This is a genomic window from Streptomyces sp. NPDC102279 (assembly GCF_044766365.1).
GTDB lineage: Bacteria > Actinomycetota > Actinomycetes > Streptomycetales > Streptomycetaceae > Streptomyces.
The window spans coordinates 404486-423385 of record NZ_JBIWLU010000009.1 but is presented as its reverse complement, the minus strand read 5'-3'; the positions used below and the strand labels follow the sequence as shown (position 1 = coordinate 423385).

At 71.3% G+C, this 18900-nt stretch carries 12 protein-coding genes; 9 read left to right on the top strand and 3 right to left on the bottom strand.

The window, feature by feature from the left end:
- The first annotated feature begins 33 nt into the window (after positions 1-33).
- The 7 genes from ACIRQH_RS25145 to holA all read left to right on the top strand — a co-directional run bounded on the left by ACIRQH_RS25145 (position 34) and on the right by holA (position 9146).
- Entirely contained in the window at positions 34-765 is a 732-nt protein-coding gene (locus tag ACIRQH_RS25145; protein WP_404227030.1) for a hypothetical protein, read from the top strand.
- A 72-nt stretch (positions 766-837) separates the two neighbouring features.
- Positions 838-1683 carry a DegV family protein gene (locus ACIRQH_RS25140; protein ID WP_358821436.1) on the top strand — a complete coding sequence of 282 codons (846 nt, stop codon included), beginning with the start codon at positions 838-840 and terminating at the stop codon, positions 1681-1683.
- Between the two features lie 971 nt (positions 1684-2654).
- Positions 2655-3449 carry a helix-hairpin-helix domain-containing protein gene (locus ACIRQH_RS25135; RefSeq protein WP_404227029.1) on the top strand — a complete coding sequence of 265 codons (795 nt, stop codon included), beginning with the start codon at positions 2655-2657 and terminating at the stop codon, positions 3447-3449.
- Between the two features lie 491 nt (positions 3450-3940).
- Positions 3941-6526 (top strand): ComEC/Rec2 family competence protein, encoded by a 2586-nt coding sequence (locus ACIRQH_RS25130; RefSeq protein ID WP_404227028.1) that lies wholly within the window; start codon positions 3941-3943, stop codon positions 6524-6526.
- Between the two features lie 4 nt (positions 6527-6530).
- Entirely contained in the window at positions 6531-7361 is an 831-nt protein-coding gene (locus ACIRQH_RS25125; RefSeq protein WP_388929981.1) for an arylamine N-acetyltransferase, read from the top strand.
- Positions 7362-7728: 367 nt separating this feature from the next.
- Positions 7729-7974 (top strand): hypothetical protein, encoded by a 246-nt coding sequence (locus tag ACIRQH_RS25120; RefSeq protein WP_355863492.1) that lies wholly within the window; start codon positions 7729-7731, stop codon positions 7972-7974.
- Positions 7975-8159: 185 nt separating this feature from the next.
- Positions 8160-9146: a DNA polymerase III subunit delta gene (gene holA / locus ACIRQH_RS25115; protein ID WP_358820789.1), complete on the top strand. Its 987-nt coding sequence runs from the start codon at positions 8160-8162 to the stop codon at positions 9144-9146.
- A 253-nt stretch (positions 9147-9399) separates the two neighbouring features.
- On the opposite strand, the gene rpsT is transcribed toward holA, so the two are convergent.
- A complete protein-coding gene (gene rpsT, locus ACIRQH_RS25110) occupies positions 9400-9666 on the bottom strand; it encodes a 30S ribosomal protein S20 (RefSeq protein WP_358820788.1) in 267 nt (88 codons plus the stop codon).
- Positions 9667-9989: 323 nt separating this feature from the next.
- On the opposite strand from rpsT, the gene lepA reads away from it, so the two are divergent.
- Both lepA and ACIRQH_RS25100 read left to right on the top strand, forming a co-directional pair.
- Positions 9990-11858 (top strand): translation elongation factor 4, encoded by a 1869-nt coding sequence (lepA, locus tag ACIRQH_RS25105; protein WP_358820787.1) that lies wholly within the window; start codon positions 9990-9992, stop codon positions 11856-11858.
- Positions 11859-12071: 213 nt separating this feature from the next.
- Entirely contained in the window at positions 12072-13943 is a 1872-nt protein-coding gene (locus ACIRQH_RS25100) for an AMP-dependent synthetase/ligase (protein WP_388864600.1), read from the top strand.
- A 91-nt stretch (positions 13944-14034) separates the two neighbouring features.
- Here ACIRQH_RS25100 and ACIRQH_RS25095 read toward each other — a convergent pair whose 3' ends face one another.
- Together ACIRQH_RS25095 and ACIRQH_RS25090 are read right to left on the bottom strand one after the other, a co-directional pair.
- Positions 14035-14613: a response regulator gene (locus tag ACIRQH_RS25095; protein WP_388864602.1), complete on the bottom strand. Its 579-nt coding sequence runs from the start codon at positions 14611-14613 to the stop codon at positions 14035-14037.
- A gap of 12 nt (positions 14614-14625) precedes the next feature.
- Positions 14626-18738, bottom strand: a complete 4113-nt coding sequence (locus ACIRQH_RS25090) for a HAMP domain-containing protein (RefSeq protein ID WP_404227044.1) — start codon at positions 18736-18738, stop codon at positions 14626-14628.
- Positions 18739-18900: the final 162 nt, after the last annotated feature.

Genomic DNA, 18900 nt, shown 5'->3' with positions numbered 1-18900 from the left:
ATGGCTGCCGCGACCGGTCCGAGGAGGAGTGTGATGGGAACAGTGATCACCGTGATCGCCCTGCTCTTCCTGCTGTTCGTGGTGCTGGGCGCGTACGCGACGGTGAAGGTCGTCGGAGCCGCCAAGCGCGGTGTCGACCGCACCATCACGCAGGCCCGCCGCACCGTCGAGGACCACACCCTGCGCGCGAAGACCTTCGCCCAGTTCGGCCCCCAGGGCGAGCTGGCCCAGCTCCGGCTGAAGCTGCGCACCTCGATGCGGGCCACCCAGGAAGCCCTCCAGGCGAGCGTGGCGGAGGACGAGTCCCTCAAGGAGTCCCTGAGCCTCTTCGAGCGGCTCAGCGCACACGGACACGAGCTGGACGCCGAGCTGAAGCGCCTGGAGGCCGAGCCCGACCGGGGCGCCCTCGCCGCCCGGCTGCCCGGACTACGCGAGCGCACCGAGCGCATCACGCGGTCGGCGGACTCCCTGCGCTGGGCCGCCCGCGACCGCGCCCACCGCTTCGCGGACGACGACCTGGACACCCTGAGCAGCCAGATCGACATGGAGGCCGGAGCGCTGCGGCACTGGACGAAGGAGCCGGGGCCCGCCGCTTCCTGGCCCGCCGCCCCCGCGGCGGACGCCGCCACCTCCGGCGGACAGACCTGGCCGGAGACCCCGCAGTCCCGCACGGCGGAGCAGCAGACGCGCTCAGCCATCACGCCCCCGGGCCAACGACCCACCTATCCCTGGCAGAAGAAGCCCCGCCCCGAGAGCACCACGTGATCGGGTCGCCCCGGTCACAGGCCTCGGGGGCCGGGCTGCCACCCACCCGTCCCGACAGGTAACCTCCAGCTCATGTCCCGCCATGTCGCGATCGTCACCGATTCCACGGCCTACCTGCCGACGCGGACGATGGAGCGCCACGGCATCACAGCGGTCCCTCTGACCGTCGTCCTCGGTGACCAGGCGCTCGAAGAGGGCACCGAGATCTCGGCCCGCTCCCTGGCCCAGGCCCTCCAGAAGCGCCGCCCCGTCACGACGTCCCGGCCGAGCCCCGAGATGTTCGCCGAGACCTATCGCCGGGTCGCCGCGTCCGGCGCCACCGGCATCGTCTCCCTGCACCTGTCCTCGGAGTTCTCCGGCACCTACGACGCCGCCGTGCTCGCCGGGCGGGAGGCACCGGTGCCGGTGCGGGTGGTCGACACCGGGATGGTCGCGATGGCCCTCGGGTTCTGCGCGCTGGCCGCCGCCGAGTCCGCCGAGGGGGGCGGCACCGTCGACGACGCGGTGACCGCGGCCGAGAAGCGGGCCGCGGGCATGTCCGCGTTCTTCTACGTCGACACCCTCGACTACCTCCGCCGCGGCGGCCGGATCGGCGCCGCGCAGGCCCTGCTGGGGTCCGCGCTCGCCGTGAAGCCGCTGCTCCAGCTCGACGACGGCCGCATCGAACTCCTCGAAAAGGTCCGCACGGCGTCCAAGGCCATCGCCCGCCTCGAGGAGATCGTCGCGGAGCGGGCCGGCAGCGCCCAGGTCGACATCGCCGTCCACCATCTGGCCGCCCCCGAGCGGGCGTCGGCCCTCGCGGACCGGCTGCGCGCACGCGTGCCCGGCCTCGTCGAACTGCACGTGAGCGAGGTGGGTGCGGTGATCGGGGCGCACACGGGACCCGGGCTGCTCGCGGCGGTCGTCTCACCTCGCTGAGGCACCCGACTCCGTGCCTCCGGCGGACCGAACGGGGCGGCACTCCTGTGGCGCGTCCGGCCCTGCCCGCGTCCGTGTGAGTGACGGAGATATCCACAAGTGGGCCCTCGTCCACCGGAATTGAGCAAGATCATCGCGAGAGGGCCGGGGTATCGGATCCTCGCCGCATGGCACTTCGATCGAGCTCACGCACCGCGACACCCACCAGCGGCCCGGGCCGCGGCCCCGTCTCCGACGGCCGCAGCCGCCACCGCCGACACCCACGAAGCCGCACGCACCGCCACGATGCGTCGGCGGCAGCCCTGCGCCTGCGCGCGGAGGCGCTTCTCGCCCAACGGACCACGGGAATCCGGGAGTTGGGGAGCGATTCGCCGGGGGTGGATCGGAATGTCGGAGACGGCTCGGGGGCGCTTGAGGACCGGGCGGGTCCGGCGGCACCGGTGCGACCCGAGACTTTGGAGGGCCGGGGGAAACCGGAGGACGTGAGGGGGCCGCGGCGTCCGCGCGGGAGCACCGTGCGGGGGACGGGGCTTCTGGGTGGTGGCGAGGGGCTTCGGAAGAGTGCGAGGACTGTTCAGGACGAGGGCGGCGACCGTTCGGGGCAGGGCGGTGACAGCTTCCTTGCCGCACGTGGAACCGGGGCGGCTGTTCCAGGTGGGGAGCGTCACGCGGCGGTGAGTGGGCCGGCGAGGCAGGACCTCCGAGGGGTGGGGGCGTATGCCGAATGGCAGCTTCGGGCGCGCGCCGCGTCGTTACGACCTGACGCGACGCGCGCCGGTTCGACGGAGGGGGCCTCGGGCGACGTGGACCCGTACGCCCGGTCCCGCGCTTGGTCCCCTGCGCGCCAGGGCGCCGAGACCGGCCCGCCGTCCGACGCGCGCTCCGGTCCGCAATTCGGCCCGCTTCTCGGCCCGCGCTCCGACTCTCGGCCCGCGTCGCGTCGCGACACGTCTCCGGGCGCGGTGGCGGGCATGGGTGCCGGTGTCCGTGCCGGTGAAGGTGGCGGAGCGTGGCAGGAGCGGGTGGGGCCGGCTGTGCGGGAGAGGCTGCCGTTGTGGCTCCAGTCGCGGTGCGGTCTTGAGCGCAGGAGCGTGGCGGCGCTGACCGTGCTGCTGGTCGCGGCGGCTGTCTTCGCCGTCCAGCACTTCTGGGTCGGCAGGCCGCAGCCGGTGCGTGCCCCTGAGGTGGTGCGGGCGGCGGCGCCGTTCGGGGCCAGGAGTGGCGAGCGCGAGCAGCCGGGTGCGGCACGGGGAGCGGGTGCCTCGACCGGAGCCTCCGGCCCCGCCGGTGCCGCCGGGAGCCGGATCGTCGTCGACGTCGGTGGCAAGGTGCGGGCTCCCGGGCTCCAGCGGCTGCCGACGGGATCCCGGGTGGAGGACGCCCTGCGGGCGGCCGGCGGGGTGCGGCCCGGTACGGACACCGGCGGGCTCAATCGGGCGCGTCTGCTGGTGGACGGGGAGCAGATCGTGGTCGGAGCGTCGGCGTCCCCACCGGGGGCGGGGCTTGCTGGAGCCGGGCTCGCCGGAGCGGGGTCCGCCGGGGCGGGAGGAGGCGCGGCCGGTGGCGTGCCCGCCGCGCCGGTCGCCCTCAACACGGCCACGGTCGATCAGCTCGACACGCTGCCCGGCGTCGGCCCTGTGCTGGCCCGGCACATCATCGACTACCGCACGGCGCACGGCGGGTTCCGCTCGGTCGACGAACTCCGCGAGGTGAACGGAATCGGTGACCGCCGCTTCTCGGACCTCCGGGACCTGGTGCAGCCATGAGTGATTCCGGATCGAGGAGCGGTGAGAGCGGCGCCGGGTCGGTGGCTGCTGCCGCGCCGCTCGGACCGCCGCCGGGTGCGCGCCCGGTCGGCCCGGCGACGAGCCCACGGCGCAATGGCACGGCGAGCAGTGGGCGGACACAACGCACCGTGGGCCGGACTGGGGAGGACCAGGCGGCGGAAGGACTGACGGGGCACGGAGGGCCGGCAGTGCCGGAAGTACGGGGAGCGCGGGGAGGCCCGAGAGGACGGGGACGGGGACGGGGAGGGCTGGGAGGTCGGAGGGACCTGGGAGGGCCGGAACGATGGAGGGACCCGGGAAGTCGAGGTGGACCGGGAAGTCCTGGCGGACCGGGAAGTCCGGGTGGACCGGGGAGCCCGGCTGGACCTGCGGGGCCGGGGAGTCGGGGTGGGCCCGCGGGGCCGGGGAGTCCGGGTGGGCCCGGAGAATCCGAGGGCTCTGGCGCCGGGCAGTCGGATGTTCTCCGCTCGGTGGGCCGCAGGTCCGTTCACGCCGAATCCGGGAACAGGCTCGGCGCCGCACACCCCCGGGTGGAGGGGCCGGTGGATCTCCGGCTCGTACCGCCCGCCCTCGCGGTCTGGGTGACCGCCGCCGTGCTGGTGGGGGCGTCACCGGGGTGGGTCACGGGCGTGGCCATGGTGTCCCTGGTGGTCGGAGGCGCGTTGTTGCCGGCCGGGCGTGCCGATGCGACTGCGGGGTCGCGAGGTGACACCGCCGGGCCGCTCGGCGACTCCGCGCGCCGACGCGCGGCACCTGTGGCCTGGCGGCGCGGGGGAGCGCGGCCGGGTGCGTGGCCCCGCGTCTCCGCGGCCGCCGTGCTGCTCTGTGTCGCCGCGGCTGCGGCCTCCGCGGGCCTGCACGGCGCGGACGTGCGGCGCGGCCCGGTTCCAGCACTCGCGAAGAGGTTCGCTCATGTGACGGCCGATGTGGAGGTCACCTCCGACCCACGGTTCACCCGGCCCCGGATCACCGGGGACCACATGGCGCCGACGGCGCTGCTCTTCGACGCGCGGGTCAGGAGGATCGTCGAGGCCGACGGCACGGTGCTCGCCACCCGGACGCCGGTGCTGGTGATCGTCGACGCGCGCTCGCGGCGCGGGCCAGCCCAGACGACCGGTGAACGCTCACCCTGGTTGTCGTTGTTGCCGTCCACGCGGGTGCGGGTGGCGGCGCGGGTCGTGCCCGCTCTGTCCGACGGGGGCGACATCGCGGCGGTGCTGCGGGTGCGGGGGAGTGCGCCGCCGGAGGTGGTGGGGGAGCCGTCCGGGCCGCAACGGTTCGCCGGTCGGCTCCGGGAGGGGCTGCGCGAGGCGACCGACGGCCTGGAGACGGACGCGCGGGCACTGCTGCCGGGCCTGGTCGTCGGGGACACCGCACGGGTCACACCGGAACTGGACGAGGCCTTCAAGGCGACCGACCTCACCCACCTCCTCGCCGTCAGCGGGGGCAACTTCACGATCCTGCTCGCCCTGTTCATCGGCCCGGCGGGCCTCGCCCAGCGGGTGGAGCGACGCGGCCTCGCGCCCCGGATCGGTGTCCCGCTCCGGGCGACCGCCCTGCTCGGCGGCGCGATCACCCTCGCCTTCGTGATCGTGTGCCGGCCCGATCCGAGCGTGCTCCGGGCAGCGGCCTGCGGATCGATCGCGCTGCTCGCCATCGCGACCGGGCGCCGCAGATCGCTGATCCCCGCGCTGGCCACCGCGGTACTGCTGCTGGTGCTGTACGACCCCTGGCTGTCCCGCAGTTACGGATTCCTGCTTTCGGTGCTCGCCACCGGCGCCCTGCTGACGGTCGCGCCGCGCTGGAGCGCGGCGTTGCGTCGGCGCCGGGTGCCTCCCCGGTTGGCGGAGGCGCTCGCCGCGGCCGCCGCGGCGCAGGCTCTGTGCGCACCTGTGGTCGCCCTGTTGTCGGCACGGGTGAGTCTGGTGGCGGTGCCGTGCAATCTGCTCGCCGAGTTCGCGGTCGCGCCGGCCACGGTGCTCGGCTTCGGGACACTGGCGACGGCCTCCGTGGCGATTCCGGTCGCCAAGGTCCTGGCGTGGTGCGCCAGTTGGCCCGCCCGCTGGATCGCGGACATCGCGCGCACGGGGGCGGCGCTGCCCGGCGGGGGAGTGGACTGGCCGGGCAGTTGGGCGGGCGCGGGTCTGCTGGCGCTCGTCACGGTGGCCGTCGTGCTCGTCGGGCGGAGACTGCTGCGGCATCTCTGGCTGAGCGGTGCCTGCCTCGTACTGTTCCTGCTCGTCGTGGTGCAGCCGCCGCCGTTGACGAGGGTGATCACGGGATGGCCGCCGCCCGGCTGGAGGTTCGCGATGTGCGACGTGGGACAGGGAGACGCCACAGTGCTGTCGGCGGGTGACGGCAGCGCCGTGGTGGTGGACGCCGGTCCGGACCCGGTCGCGGTCGACCGCTGTCTGAGCACCCTCGGCGTCACCAGGATCCCGCTCGTCGTGCTCACGCACTTCCACGCCGATCACGTCGCGGGACTGCCGGGTGTGCTCGACGGGCGGTCGGTGGGCGCGATCGAGACAACCGGGTACGAAGAACCGCCGGATCAGGCCGAGTTCGTGCGACGGGAGGCGGCCGCGCGACACATCCCCGTGACCCGGGTCGTGGCCGGGGAGCGGCGGCGCACCGGCCGTCTCGACTGGCAGGTGCTGTGGCCGCCACCGGATCCGGCCCCGACGCCGGACGGTCCGAACGACGCGAGCATCGCCCTGCTCGTCCGGTCGGCCGGGCTGCGGCTGCTGTTGCTCGGAGACCTTGAACCACCCGCGCAGCAGGCCCTGTTGAGATCGCCGGCGGCCTTGGAGGTGAGCAAGGTGGACGTTCTCAAGGTCGCCCATCACGGGTCCGCCTACCAGGATCCCGAGCTCATACGCCGGGTGGCGCCGCGTCTCGCGCTCATCTCCTGCGGCAGGCACAACGTCTATGGGCATCCCGCCCCGAGCACGGTGGAGGCGCTGCGGGCCGGGGGTGCGGTGGTGCTGCGGACCGACGAGGACGGGTCGCTCGCCGTCACGGGTGCGGGCACAGGCCTGAGTGTGGCGGGACACTGAGGTCATGAATTCCGCACAGGCCGACGCCTACCTCCGCCGTATCGGGGCTCAGCACCCCGCGTGGCCCACGTCCGACGTGCTGCGCGAGCTTCAGCTGCGCCACCTGAGGACGGTGCCGTTCGAGAACCTGTCGATCCACCTCGGTGAGGAGATCGTGCTGGACGAGAAGAGGCTGCTCGACAAGCTGGTGGGCGCTCGCAGAGGGGGCTTCTGCTACGAACTGAACGGCGCCTTCGGGGCGTTGCTGAGCTCGCTCGGTTTCGACGTGACGTTGCTCGCGGCGCGGGTGTACGGGGACGACGGGAAGCCCGGGATTCCCTACGACCATCTCGCGCTGCGGGTGCGGACGGTGGACGGAGGCGACTGGATCACCGATGTCGGGTTCGGGGCGCACAGCCATTATCCGCTGGCCTTCGGGGAGCGGGGCGAACAGCGGGATCCGGCCGGGGTGTTCGGGGTCGTCGAGTCCGGGCCGGACGCGGCGGGGGTGCGGGGCGCCGGAGATGGGCGAGAGAGCAAGGACCTGGACGTCGTCATGGGCGGCAAACGCCAGTACCGGCTGGAGATGCGGCCGCGGGTGCTGGAGGACTTCGTCGTCGGGGCCTGGTGGCACAGCACGTCGTCGCTCTCGAACTTCTCGCGTTCGCTGGTCTGCTCGCGGGTCACGAAGGACGGGGGACGGATCACGCTCAGCGGCAGGAAGTTCACGGTGACGGCCCCCGACGGGGCGAAGGAGGTGGCGGAGGTCGCCACCGACGAGGAGGTGCTGGCGGTGTACCGGGAGCGCTTCGGTATCGAGCTGGACCGGGTTCCGGAGGTCGGGGCGGCGGGGTGACTCCCGTTCCGGCCCGGGGAGGGGGCCGGGCGTCGGGACCGCTCCGGACGCGGACGCCCGGCCCCGGCCGGGTGCAGTGCGGTCGGGCTCCAGTTCCTCCGGGTACCGGCTCGTCCGGCTCCGCACCTCCTGGTACCGGCCCGTCCGGATGCCGTCGGCGCAGGGTCCGGGGCCGGCTCCCGGTGCCGAGCCCGAGCTGGTGCCCGGGCCCGCGCCCGCGCGCCCGAGCTGGTGCCCGCGCCCGAGCCGGTGCCCGCGCCCGGGCATGTCCCCGTCCTGCCCCCGTCCCTGGCCCCGTTCTGGACCCCCGCTCCTCCGGAGGCCGCCCCGGGGGCCGGTCGCTTCGGGCGTACCGGAAAATGTCCGTGTGAGCGAAGTGAGACATGTGCTGGTGCTGCCCGACCGTGACGCCGCGGAAGAGGCGGCGGAGGCCGTCGGTGACAGGTTCGGACTGCACGAGGAGCCGCAGCTCGTCCGGGACGCGCTGGCCGGCGAGGACGACGCCGAGGACGCGCAGTGGCTCCTCGTCCTGACGGACGCCGACGAGCGGCTGGACCCGAAGGAGCTGGACGAGTTCGCGGGGGAGTGGGACGGCTGGCGCGAGGAGCCGTAGGCCCGGGCGGCCGGATGACCTGAGTCGTCGGGCTCTGTCTGTCCGGTCGCGCACGGCGTCCGTCTCAGGGGCACTGTGCGCCGCTCCGGGGTCGGTTTCCGGGGTCGCTTTCCCAGGGCGGGATCGCGTGGGGTCGGTGGGCACGCGGGGTCGGGTTGTCAGCGGCGCGTGGGATGCTTTCGGGGATGGCCAAGAAGACCGCACAAGACGATCCCCTCGCCCCTGTCACGCTCGCCGTGGGCCAGGAGGACCTCCTGCTCGACCGTGCCGTCCAGGAGGTCGTGGCCGCGGCCCGGGCCGCCGACGCCGACACGGACGTACGGGACCTCACCTCGGACCAGTTGCAGCCCGGCACGCTCAACGAGCTGACGAGCCCCTCGCTGTTCGCCGAGCGCAAGGTCGTGGTCGTACGCAACGCGCAGGATCTGTCGGCGGACACGATCAAGGACGTCAAGACGTATCTCGGGGCGCCCGCCGAGGAGATCACCCTGGTGCTGTTGCACGCGGGCGGCGCCAAGGGCAAGGGGCTGCTGGACGCCGCGCGCAAGGCGGGGGCGCGGGAGGTCGCGTGCCCCAAGATGACGAAGCCGGCGGACCGGCTGGGGTTCGTGCGGAGCGAGTTCCGGGTCCTGGGGCGCTCGGCCACGCCGGAGGCGTGCCAGTCGCTGGTGGACTCCATCGGGAGCGACCTGCGCGAGCTGGCGTCGGCGGTGAGGCAGCTGACCGCGGACGTCGAGGGGACGATCGACGAAGCGGTCGTCGGCCGCTACTACAAGGGGCGGGCCGAGGCATCCAGCTTCACCGTGGCCGACCGGGCCGTCGAGGGGCGGGCCGCTGAGGCGCTGGAGGCGTTGCGGTGGTCGCTGTCGACCGGTGTGGCTCCCGTCCTGATCACCAGCGCGCTCGCGCAGGGGGTGCGGGCGATCGGGAAGCTGTCCTCGGCGCGGGGCGGCAGGCCCGCCGACCTCGCCCGTGAGCTGGGGATGCCGCCCTGGAAGATCGACCGGGTGCGGCAGCAGATGCGCGGATGGACGCCGGACGGGGTCTCCGTGGCCCTGCGAGCCGTGGCGGAGGCGGACGCCGGGGTCAAGGGTGGCGGCGACGACCCGGCCTACGCGCTGGAGAAGGCGGTCGTCACGATCGCCCGCGCGGCCCGCTCCGGCCGCGGCTAGGGACCGTCCCCTGCGGACAGGCCGCCGTCGCCGTCCCCGCTCTCCTCACCACATGCCGAAGGCCCCGCTCGTCTCCCGTAGCGGGAGGAAGCGGGGCCTTCGGCTGGAGCTGGGTGGATCCACGCCCGCGTGGCGAACGCAGATCGTGCGCGGATCCGGGGTGTCGGTCGGGAGCGGGAGAGAGGGCCCGCTCGGGTCCGGCCGACGGTTACGTCAAGTAGGTCAGAGGGTGAGCCCGAGGGGCTCAGCCGACTCAGGCCTTGAGGGCGGCGACCTTCGAAGCAAGCGCCGACTTCTTGTTGGCGGCCTGGTTCTTGTGGATGACGCCCTTCGCGACGGCCTTGTCGAGCTGGCGCGACGCGGCGCGCGTGTACTCGGTGGCCTTCTCGACGTCACCCGCGGCCGAAGCCTCGCGGGCCTTGCGGATCGCGGTCTTCAGGGAAGACTTGACGGCCTTGTTGCGCAGCCGGGCCTTCTCGTTGGTCTTGATCCGCTTGATCTGGGACTTGATGTTCGCCACGAATGAGCCTTTACAGGTTCAGGCAGGCGAGACAGCACGTCTCACCCGCCGTTTGATTTTCTTGGGTGCGTCTCCTGCAGAGAGGGCACGAGACACAGCCACCCAGGCTACCAGCCCCCGTACGACCGGCCCAAACCGGCCTTCCGCCGCCCGCCGGGGAGAGTCCGGGGCGGACGCGGACACCGGCGCGGGGCGCCCCGAACGGGCGGGGCGATCCCCGCACACAAGGCCCAAACCGGTCGCAGCTCCCCGCGCGTGGGACGATGGAGCCTACGTATCGATCCGACCCGAGGCGACAGGCGCCTCAAGAGACAGGACCCTGCGTGCCCGCGACCCCTAACAATGTGCCCGAGCCGAGCCGTACCGACCCGGCTCTGATCCGCAATTTCTGCATCATCGCGCACATCGACCACGGCAAGTCCACGCTCGCCGACCGCATGCTCCAGCTGACCGGGGTGGTCGACCCCCGGCAGATGCGTGCTCAGTACCTCGACCGCATGGACATCGAGCGCGAGCGTGGCATCACGATCAAGTCCCAGGCGGTCCGGCTGCCCTGGGCACCGTCCGAGAATCCGGGCAAGACCCACATCCTCAACATGATCGACACCCCCGGGCACGTCGACTTCACGTACGAGGTGTCGCGGTCGCTCGCGGCCTGCGAGGGCACGGTCCTGCTGGTCGACGCGGCCCAGGGCATCGAGGCGCAGACTCTCGCCAACCTCTACCTGGCGATGGAGAACGACCTCAAGATCATCCCCGTACTGAACAAGATCGACCTCCCGGCCGCCCAGCCGGAGAAGTTCTCCGAGGAGCTCGCGAACCTCATCGGGTGCGACCCCGAGGACGTGCTGAAGGTCTCCGCCAAGACCGGCCTGGGTGTCGAGGCACTGCTCGACAGGGTCGTCGCGGAGATCCCCGCCCCGGTCGGCGTCCAGGACGCCCCGGCCCGCGCGATGATCTTCGACTCCGTGTACGACTCCTACCGCGGTGTCGTGACGTACGTCCGTGTCATCGACGGTCAGCTCAACAAGCGTGAGCGCATCCGGATGATGTCCACCGGCGCCACCCACGAACTGCTGGAGATCGGCGTCTCGGCCCCCGAGATGAAGGCGGCCGACGGGCTCGGTGTCGGTGAGGTGGGCTACCTCATCACCGGCGTGAAGGACGTCCGCCAGTCCAAGGTCGGTGACACGATCACCACCCTGCACAAGGGCGCCACCGAGGCGCTCGGCGGGTACAAGGACCCCCGGCCCATGGTCTTCTCGGGCCTGTATCCCATGGACGGCTCCGACTACCCCGAGCTGCGCGACGCCCTGGACAAGCTCCAGCTCAACGACGCGGCGCTGGTGTACGAGCCGGAGACCTCGGCGGCACTGGGCTTCGGCTTCCGTGTCGGCTTCCTCGGACTGCTGCACCTCGACGTGATCCGCGAGCGGCTGGAGCGCGAGTTCGGGCTCGACCTGATCGCGACCGCCCCGAACGTGGTCTACCGCGTCGAGATGGAGGACCGCAGCGAGCACACGGTCACCAACCCGAGCGAGTTCCCCGAGGGCAAGATCGACAAGGTCTACGAGCCCGTCGTGCGCGCGACCATCCTCGCGCCCTCGGAGTTCATCGGCTCGATCATGGAGCTGTGCCAGACCCGGCGCGGCACCCTGCTCGGCATGGACTACCTCTCCGAGGACCGGGTCGAGATCCGCTACACCCTGCCGCTCGCGGAGATCGTCTTCGACTTCTTCGACCAGCTGAAGTCCAAGACCCGCGGCTACGCCTCGCTGGACTACGAACCCACCGGCGAGCAGGCCTCCAGCCTGGTCAAGGTGGACATCCTGCTGCACGGCGACAAGGTCGACGCCTTCTCTGCGGTCACGCACAAGGACGCGGCGTACGCGTACGGTGTCCGGCTCGTCGCCAAGCTGCGCGAACTGATCCCGCGGCAGGCCTTCGAGGTGCCGATCCAGGCGGCCATCGGCTCCCGGGTCATCGCCCGCGAGACCATCCGTGCCATCCGCAAGGACGTCCTCGCCAAGTGCTACGGCGGTGACATCTCGCGTAAGCGGAAGCTGCTGGAGAAGCAGAAGGAAGGCAAGAAGCGGATGAAGATGGTGGGCTCTGTGGAGGTTCCGCAAGAGGCCTTCATCGCCGTGCTGTCCAGTGACGACAGCGGCGGCTCCGCCAAGGGCAAGAAGTAGTCACCCGGGATGCCGAGTTTCAGGGCCCGTCGCGCTTCCGCGCGGCGGGCCCTGTGCTTGTCTGCGGAGTGTGTCCTGGTCGAAGTGGCGGGCCGAAGCCTCTTACGCACCGGCCGGACGCGTTCTACTCTGATCCCTGCTCGGTAGTTACTCGCGAGTTAACCAACAGCCGCAATTGAGCCAGCCGCAACGCCGCGGGCCCCGGAGGATGTCGTGAGCGACACACAGACCCTGATCGAGAACCGTCCGCCGTCCGTCGCGGCCCTCTTCCTGGAGCGCGTGGCGGCCACACCGGACGCCGAGGCCTACCGCTACCCGGTACCGGCCGGGGGCGACGGCCCCGACGAGTGGAAGTCCCTGACCTGGGGCGAGGCCGCCGAGCGGGTCTTCGCCATCGCCGCCGGTCTCATCGAACTCGGCGTGGAGTCCGAGCAGCGTGTCGCGCTCGCCTCCTCCACCCGGGTCGAGTGGATCCTCGCCGACCTCGGCATCCTGTGCGCCGGCGCGGCCACCACGACCGTCTACCCGCAGACCAACGCCGAGGAGTCGGCGTTCATCCTCTCCGACTCCGCGAGCAGGGTGCTCGTCGCCGAGGACGCCGCCCAGCTCGCCAAGGCGCGGGACAAGCGGGCGGACCTTCCCGAGCTCGGCCACGTCGTGGTCATCGACGGCGAGGGCGTGGAGAGCGACGACTGGGTCCTCACGCTCGCCGACCTGGAGAAGCGCGGCGCCGCCTACCTGGAGAAGCACCCCGAGCTGATCAAGGAGCGCGTCGGCGCGATCACCGCCGACCAGCTCGCCACCCTCATCTACACGTCCGGCACCACCGGCCGCCCCAAGGGGGTCCGTCTGCCGCACGACAACTGGTCGTACATGGCGAAGGCGATCGCCTCCACCGGTCTGGTCGGCCAGGACGACGTCCAGTACCTGTGGCTGCCGCTCGCGCACGTCTTCGGCAAGGTCCTCACCTCCGGCCAGATCGAGGTCGGGCACGTGACCGCCGTCGACGGCCGCGTCGACAAGATCATCGAGAACCTGCCGGTGGTGCAGCCGACGTACATGGCGGCCGTCCCCCGCATCTTCGAGAAGGTCTACAACGGGGTCGCGGCCAAGGCGCGGGCCGGCGGCGGCGCCAAGTACAAGATCTTCCAGTGGGCCGCCGAGGTCTCCCGCGAGTACGCGAAGGTCAGCCAGGACAACTTCCGCCGCACCGGCTCCGCCTCCGTGCCGTTCGCGCTCGGCGCCAAGCACAAGGTCGCCGACACGCTCGTCTTCGCCAAGATCCGCGAGGCCTTCGGCGGCAACCTGCGCGCCTGCGTCTCCGGCTCCGCCGCCCTCGCGCCCGAGATCGGTTACTTCTTCGCCGGCGCCGGCATCCACATCCTGGAGGGCTACGGACTCACCGAGTCCTCCGCCGCCTCCTTCGTGAACCCGGGCGAGGCCTACCGCACCGGCACGGTCGGCAAGCCGCTCCCCGGCACCGAGGTGCGCATCGCGGACGACGGCGAGATCCTGCTGCGCGGCCCCGGCATCATGGAGGGCTACCACGGGCTGCCCGAGAAGACGGCGGAGGTGCTGGAGGCCGACGGCTGGTTCCACACCGGCGACATCGGCGAGCTGTCCCCGGACGGCTACCTGCGGATCACCGACCGCAAGAAGGACCTCATCAAGACCTCGGGCGGCAAGTACATCGCGCCCGCCGAGGTCGAGGGCCAGTTCAAGGCGGTCTGTCCGTACGTCTCCAACATCCTCGTGCACGGCGCCGACCGGAACTTCTGCACCGCCCTCATCGCGCTCGACGAACCGTCGATCATGGACTGGGCGAAGGACAACGGTCTGGAGCGCAGGTCGTACGCCGAGGTCGTCGCCGCGCCCACGACGGTCGCCATGGTCGAGGCCTACGTGAAGGAGCTCAACGGAGGTCTCCAGCGCTGGCAGACCATCAAGAAGTTCCGTCTCCTGCCCCGCGACCTGGACGTCGAACACGGCGAGATCACCCCGAGCCTCAAGCTCAAGCGCCCGGTCGTCGAGCGGGAGTACAAGCACCTGATCGACGAGATGTACGCGGGCGCCCGCGAGGCGTAGTCCCCTGGCCCGGTCCCGCGCCGGCAGCTTCCTCCGCCCCCGGTCCGCCGGGGGCGGAGTCGTGTGCGGAGTCATGTGCGGCCGCCGGGTTCTAGGGCCGGTTCCGGCGCATGTCCCTCAGCAGCGCCTCCATCTGCCGGAGCTGCTCGCGGAGTTCGCCGGCGTCACGGAGGGTGCCGGCCGCGAGCTGCGTCTCGATCCCGCGCAGCCGGTCGGCGAGTTCGTCGAATCGTTCCTCCTCGCGGGCGAGCAGGCGCTCCAACTGCCGGTTCTTGCGGTGCAGATCGAGGAAGACGGTCACCTTGGCGCGCAGCACCCACGGGTCGAACGGCTTCGTCAGATAGTCGGCGGCTCCGGTCGCGTACCCGCGGAAGGCGTAGCCCGCGTCGGCGTCCGTGCCCGTCAGGAAGATGATGGGGACGTCCTTGGTCTGGTCGAGCCGCTTGATGTTCGCGGCCGTCTCGAAGCCGTCCATGCCCGGCATTCGGATGTCGAGCAGCACGACGGCGAACCGCTGCCGCAGCAGCGCCTTCATCGCCTCCTCGCCCGAACGCGCCCTTATCAGCGGCTCGTTGAGGGAGCCCAGGACGGCCTCCAGCGCGACCAGGTTGTCCTCCATGTCGTCGACCAGGAGGATGCTCGCGCGCTCGCCGTTCGTTGCCTCACTCATGATGACGGTGCCTCACTCGGTCCGCGTGCTGTCGGTGCTTCGCCCCCGCGGTGCGTCGGCCGCCGGTTCGGCGGCGACCGCGCCCGGGCCCGCGGCACGCCGCTCGGGTTCCGTGGCGCCGGGGGCGTACCGCTCCCCGTCGTCGTCCGTGACCTCGGAATCGAGGAGGGCGCAGACGACGGTGAGGAGCCGGTCGAAGTCCACCGGTTTCGGAACGTAGTCGTTGGCACCCCGCGCGATGGACTTCTCGCGGTCGCCGGGCATCGCCTTCGCGGTCAGCGCGACGATGGGCAGTCCCGTCCAGCGGGGCGTGCGGCGGATGGCGGAGATCGTCTCGTAACCGTCCATCTCCGGCATCATGATGTCCATCAGGACCAGTTCGACGTCGGGATTGCGCTCCAGTGTCTCGATGCCCTCGCGGCCGTTCTCCGCATACAGCACGGGCATGCCGACGCGGCCGAGCACATGGGTCAGCGCGAAGACGTTGCGGATGTCGTCGTCCACGATCAGCACCCGTCGGCCCGGCAGGACCCGGCCCGCCCGGCCGGCCTGCCAGGCCTCCAGTTTGGTGGGGGCCGGCCAGGTGTCGTCGGCGCCGTGGACCGTGTAGGGCTCGGTCGACAACTGCTCGGTGAGCGCGACGGGAGGACCGTCGCGGGTCGGTCCCGTCGCCGCGTGCCCGGGGCTCACCACCGGCACGTACAGCGTGAAGGTGGAGCCCTTGCCGGGCGTGCTCTCGGCGACGATGCGGCCGCCGAGCAGCCCGGAGATCTCACGGCTGATGGACAGCCCGAGGCCCGTGCCGCCGTACTTGCGGTTGGTGGTGCCGTCCGCCTGCTGGAACGCCTCGAAGATCACGGGGAGCTTCTCCGGCGCGATGCCGATGCCGGTGTCGGAGACGGCGAAGGCGATCACGGTGTCGCCGTTCTCGCGGGTGCGGTCGGGGTCCGCGACGCGGTCGACGCGCAGCTCGACGCGGCCGCTCGCGGTGAACTTGATGGCGTTGGCGAGCAGGTTGCGCAGGATCTGCTGGAGCCGCTGCTCGTCGGACCACATCTCGCGCGGCACGTCCTCGCCGACCGCCACCTCGAAGGCGAGCCCCCGGTCGTGGGTGAGCGGGCGGAAGGTGGCGTGGACGTAGTCGAGGAGCTTGATGAGCGGCAGCCTCTTGGGGCGTACGTCCATCCGGCCGGCCTCGATCTTCGACAGGTCGAGGATGTCGTTGATGAGCTGGAGGAGGTCCGAGCCGGAGCGGTGGATGGTCGTCGCGAACTGCACCTCCTGGCCGGAGAGCCTGCCGTCGGGGTTGTCGGACAGCAGCCGGGCGAGGATCAGCAGGGAGTTGAGCGGTGTGCGCAGCTCGTGCGACATGTTCGCCAGGAACTCCGACTTGTACTGCGAGCTGGTGGCGAGAAGGGCCGCCTTCTCCTCCAGTTCGGCGTTGGACCGCTGCAACTCCGCCTGTTGTGACTGGAGTTCGTCGGAGCGGTCCTGGAGCTGGATGGCGAGCCGCTGGGACTCGCCGAGCAGGGACTCCGTACGGGAGTTGGCGATGATCGTGTTGATGGCGACGCCGATGGTGTTCACGAACTGGTCGAAGAAGGCGAGGTGGACGTCGGAGAAGCGGGAGAACGAGGCCAGTTCGATGACGCCGAGGAGCTTGTCCTCGAAGAGGATCGGGATGATGACGACGCTGGCGGGTGCCGCTTCCCCGAGCCCGCTGTTGATCTTGATGTAGTCGGGCGGGGCCTCCTCGACGAGGATCCGTTTCTTCTCGCGGGCCGCCTGCCGGACCAGGCCGTGCACCGGCATGCCGCCGGTGTCGACGGTCGCGCCCTGTGCCGCGCCGTACCCGGCGATGAAGGCGAGTCCCTTGGCGGGCACGGCCGTGCGCAGCGCGGGTTCGTCCTCCTCGGGGTCGGCGAGGAAGAAGGCGCCGTACTGTGCGTTCACCAGCGGGGTCAGCTCGCGCAGGATCAGGTCGGCGACCTCCATCAGGTCGCGGTGGCCCTGCATCAGCGCGGCGAGGCGGGCGAGGTTCGACTCCAGCCAGTCCTTCGCGCGCGTCGTCTCGCGCAGGTTGGCCACCATCAGGTTGATGTTGTCCTTCAGTTCGGCGACCTCGCCCTGCGTCTCCACGCTGATGGAGCGGGACATGTCGCCCTGGGCCACCGCGGACGCCACCTCGGCGATCGCGCGGACCTGGGTGGTGAGGTTGGAGGCGAGTTCGTTCACGTTCGTCGTCAGGCGCTTCCAGGTGCCGTACACGCCCTCGACCCGTGCCTGGCCGCCGAGGCGGCCCTCCGAACCGACCTCGCGGGCCACCCGGGTGACCTCCGAGGAGAACGACGACAGCGTGTCCACCATCGTGTTGATGGTCGTCTTCAGTTCGAGGATCTCGCCGCGGGCGTCCACGTCGATCTTCTTCGACAGGTCGCCCTGCGCCACCGCCGTGGCCACCTGGGCGATGTTGCGGACCTGCGAGGTCAGGTTGTCGGCCATGTAGTTGACGTTGTCGGTCAGGTCCCGCCAGACGCCCGAGACCCCGAGGACCTGGGCGCGGCCGCCGAGCCGTCCGTCCGTGCCGACCTCGCGTGCCACGCGGGTCACCTCGTCGGCGAACGCGCGCAGTTGCTCCACCATCGTGTTGACGGTGTCCTTCAGCTCCAGGATCTCGCCCCGGGCGTCGACCGTGATCTTCTTCGACAGGTCGCCGTTGGCGACGGCGGTGGTGACCTGCGCGATGTTGCGGACCTGGGACGTCAGGTTCAGGGCCATGAAGTTGACGTTGTCGGTGAGGTCCTTCCAGACGCCCGACACCCCGCGGACCTGGGCCTGGCCGCCGAGGTTGCCCTCGGTGCCGACCTCGCGGGCGACGCGGGTGACCTCGTCGGCGAAGGCGGAGAGCTGGTCGACCATGGTGTTGATGGTCGACTTCAGTTCGAGGATCTCGCCCTTCGCCTCGACGGTGATCTTCTTGCCGAGGTCGCCCTGTGCCACGGCCGTGGAGACGAGGGCGATGTTGCGGACCTGCGAGGTCAGGTTGTCCGCCATGAAGTTGACGTTGTCGGTGAGGTCCTTCCAGACCCCCGACACCCCCCGCACCTGGGCCCGGCCGCCGAGGTTGCCCTCGGTGCCGACCTCACGGGCGACGCGGGTGACCTCGTCGGCGAACGCGGAGAGCTGGTCGACCATCGTGTTGATCGTCGACTTCAGTTCGAGGATCTCGCCCTGCGCGTCGACCGTGATCTTCTGGCTGAGGTCGCCGTTGGCGACCGCCGTGGTGACCTGTGCGATATTTCGAACCTGTGACGTCAGGTTGGACGCCATGAAATTCACGTTGTCGGTGAGGTCCTTCCAGACCCCCGACGCCCCCCGGACCTGCGCGCGGCCGCCCAGCCGGCCCTCGGTGCCGACCTCGCGGGCCACCCGGGTGACCTCGTCGGCGAACGCGGAGAGCTGGTCGACCATCGTGTTCACGGTGAGCTTCAGTTCCAGCAGCTCACCGGTCGCCTCGACCGTCACCGTACGGGTCAGGTCGCCGCGCGCCACCGCCGTGGTCACCAGGGCGATGTCCCGCACCTGGGCCGTCAGCCGGGAGGCCATCGTGTTGACCGCCTCGGTCACGTCCCGCCAACTCCCGGACAGACCCGTCGCCTTGGCGCGGCCGCCGAGCCGCCCCTCCGTGCCCACCTCGCGGGCCACCCGGGTGACCTCCCCGGTGAACAGGGAGAGCTGGTCGACCATCTTGTTCACGGCGCGTCCCAGCCGGCGTAAGTCCCCGCGCAGTTGACGGTTGCCGTCGTGCAGGTCGACGCGCTGGGTCAGATCGCCGCCGGCCACCGCGTCGAGCACACGGGTCGCGTTCGCCGCGGGCGCCACCAGCGCGTCGAGCAGCTGGTTCACGTCGTCGACGCGCGTCGTCCACTTGCCGCCGCCGGGGCTGGCCGCGAGCCGCTCGTCGAGGCGTCCGTAACGGATCAGCTCCCTGCGGACGCGCTGCACCTCGGAGTTGAAGTGGGAACTGCGGTCCATGATCTGGTTGAACATCGTGCTCAGCTCGGCGACCAGACCGTGTGCTGTCTCCGGCACCTTGCTGAAGTCGCCGTCCCGCGCCGCGGTCATCGCGGCGAGCAGGGGACGCAGATCCGATGCTCGAATCTGTCCGTCTTCGAGCACATGCATACCACTGTTCTCACTCATGACGGCCCACTTCGGTGACTCGACGCTTATGGGCGCGGCCAGTCTGTCACCCTGTCCGCACCGGCTGAGGTGTATTCGTCCGAA